The organism is Streptomyces sp. SP18BB07 (genome assembly GCF_036322545.1).
GTDB lineage: Bacteria > Actinomycetota > Actinomycetes > Streptomycetales > Streptomycetaceae > Streptomyces > Streptomyces deccanensis.
Genome location: NZ_JAQYWT010000050.1, coordinates 1 through 2,129 on the forward strand (window position 1 = coordinate 1; position 2,129 = coordinate 2,129).

The window sequence follows — 2,129 nt, forward strand, 5'->3', positions numbered from 1 at the left end:
AGTTGGCCGTCGAGGAAGGCGGCGCGGGAGGCGGCCTCCTTCTGTTCGCGGGCGGCGGAGGCCTCGGCCGTGCGCCGGGCCTTCTCGCGGGGGACGACGACCACGCCGTCGTCGTCGGCGAGGATCACGTCGCCGGGGCGGACGGTCTGGCCGCCGATGGCGACGGGGACGTTGACGGAGCCGCCGGTGGCCTTGACCGTGCCCTGGGCGCTGACGGCCGCGGACCAGGCGGGGAAGTCCATCGCGCGGAGTTCCTCGGTGTCGCGGATACCGGCGTTGATGACCAGGCCGCGCACGCCGCGCCGTTGGAGCGCGGTGGCGAACAGTTCGCCGAACATGCCGTCGGTGGAGGGCGAGGTGGTGGTGACGACGAGGATGTCGCCCTCGCCGCACTGCTCGACGGCGGCGTGGATCATGAGGTTGTCGCCGGGCCAGGAGAGCACGGTGACGGCGGTGCCCGCGACCCGGGTGCCCTGCTGGATGGGGCGGAGGTGGGTGCCGAGCAGACCGGTGCGGCCCATCGCCTCGTGGACGGTGGCGACGCCGTACCGGCCGATCGCCTCGACGTCCTCGGCGTCCGCCTTCGGCGGGTTGGTGACGATCACGCCGCCCATCAGTCCAGCACCCCCGTGACCTGCGGGTAGGGGCGCATGTACGCCTCGGCCATGGTCCGGTGCGCGAGCCCCAGGTTGGGGCCCGCGTTGCGCTTGAGCTGGACTCCCCTGCGTACGGCGAGGTCGGTGTAGTAGTCCCACAAATGCTGCTGGGCGCCCAGGCACTCCATGGCCCTGCGCTTGGTCTCCCAGACCTCGGTGATGTCGAGGAGGACCTCGGGCTTGAAGCCGCACATCTCGGGCTGGTGCGGCTCGAAGAAGAACACCGGCGGGGCGCCGATGATCTCGCCCTCGGCGGGATAGCCGATGGCCTGGGCGAGGACCCGGGCGTCCAGCGCCATGCGGGCGGCGGCCGGGTGGTCGCCGTTGTAGGGGTCCTGAAGCGGATGGGTGAGGACGACGTCCGGCTGGGCCGCGCGGTAGACGGAGACCAGCCGGTCGGTGAGTTCGGGGGTGCCGGTCAGCGGGTAGTCGCCGGCGTCGAAGAAGACGATGGCGGCGCCGAGGGTCGCGGCGGCCTTCTCGGCCTCCTCCCGGCGGATCGCCTTGATCTCTTCGAGCGTCCGGCCCTCGCGCCAGGCCTTGGCGGACTCGCCGCGCTCACCGAAGGTGAGACAGGCGATGGTGACCTTCTCGCCGCGCGAGGCCGCCAGGGCGATGGCGCCGCCGGCCCTCCACACGAAGTCCCCCGCGTGCGCGGTGACGACGAGTGTCGATCGTGGTGGGGCGGCGGGCGCCGTGCCGTCGGTCATCTGATGGGTCTCCCTGGTGGACGGAACGGACAGGCCGATCAGGCCTGTTGACCCACCCCGGAGCGCACGGGAGGCGGCGCGCTAGGCGCGCAGCGCGGTGATCACGCTCGTGAGGTGGGCGCGGACGGCCTCCTCGGCCGCCCGCGGGTCCCTCGCCGTGATCGTCTCGATCATGGCCAGGTGTTCACCCAGGGAGTGCTGGGGCCGTCCCGGCCGCAGCGCGAGCTGGAAGCGGTGGCGCACCAGTTGGGCGTTGAGCCGTTCCAGCAGCTCCACCGCCACCCGCTGGCCGGAGATCTCCCGGATGCGGGCGTGCAGCCGCTGGTTCAGCTCGGAGTACGTCACCGGCTCGCCGTCGGCCACGGCCTTGGTCATCGCCGTACCGATGTCGGCCAGTTCGGCCAGCTCGTCGTCGGTGGCCACGGTGGCCGCCTTCGCCGCGCACAGCCCTTCCAGCGCCATGCGGCACTCGCTGATGGCGACCGCTTCCTCCACGGTCACCACCCGCACCCGCGAGCCGCGGTTGCGGATCCGCTCGACCAGCCCTTCGGCCTCCAGATCGATCAGTGCCGCGCGGATGCTGGCCCGTGTCACACCGAACTGCTCGGCGAGTTCGTTCTCCACCAGCCGTTGGGCCGGTGCCATCTCGCCGTGCAGGATCGCCTGCCGCAGCTTCGCCAGCGCGAGCTGTTTGGCCTGCTCCCCGGTGCCCGGACGGGCTTCCTCCTGCATCGTGCCCTCCCTGAGTGAGTGCCTGTCGAAC

The 2,129-nt window shown here is 72.1% G+C and carries 3 protein-coding genes; all 3 read right to left on the minus strand.

Annotation, left to right across the window (positions count from 1 at the left end; all coding sequences use genetic code 11):
• On the minus strand, window positions 1-614 hold a 614-nt coding region (locus tag PUR53_RS00120; protein ID WP_329906947.1), incomplete at its 3' end, for a 4-carboxy-4-hydroxy-2-oxoadipate aldolase/oxaloacetate decarboxylase.
• Window positions 614-1,366, minus strand: coding sequence for a PIG-L deacetylase family protein (locus tag PUR53_RS00125; RefSeq protein ID WP_329906948.1), 753 nt, complete (start codon window positions 1,364-1,366; stop codon window positions 614-616). The genes PUR53_RS00120 and PUR53_RS00125, both read right to left, overlap by 1 nt.
• Window positions 1,367-1,447: 81 nt before the next feature.
• Window positions 1,448-2,098: a GntR family transcriptional regulator gene (locus tag PUR53_RS00130; RefSeq protein WP_329896243.1), complete on the minus strand. Its 651-nt coding sequence runs from the start codon at window positions 2,096-2,098 to the stop codon at window positions 1,448-1,450.
• Window positions 2,099-2,129: the final 31 nt, after the last annotated feature.